The organism is Halomonas sp. ND22Bw (assembly GCF_003011945.1).
GTDB classification, from domain to species: domain Bacteria; phylum Pseudomonadota; class Gammaproteobacteria; order Pseudomonadales; family Halomonadaceae; genus Halomonas; species Halomonas halophila.
The window spans coordinates 1-237 of record NZ_PXWD01001764.1; the positions used below are offsets into that span (position 1 = coordinate 1).

The 237-nt window shown below is 69.6% G+C and carries 1 protein-coding gene; it reads left to right on the forward strand.

Translation table 11 applies throughout. The features are described from left to right. Positions 1-237 (forward strand): hypothetical protein (locus CVH10_RS24350; protein WP_146143404.1); only part of this gene is annotated, 237 nt, incomplete at both ends.

Genomic DNA, 237 nt, shown 5'->3' on the forward strand with positions numbered 1-237 from the left:
CCCCTACGACTTCGCCAACCGCCGCCACATCGGCCCGACCACGCAGGAAATCGAGACGATGCTCGGCGTCGTGGGTGCGCAGAGCCTGCACGCCCTGATGGACGAGACCCTGCCGGCCGACATCCGCCAGGCGGAGCGCCTCGACTTCGGGGTCGCCATGACCGAGCGCCGGGTGATCGAGCACATGCGGGGCATCGCCGACAAGAACCGGCTCCTCGTCTCGCTGATCGGGCAGGG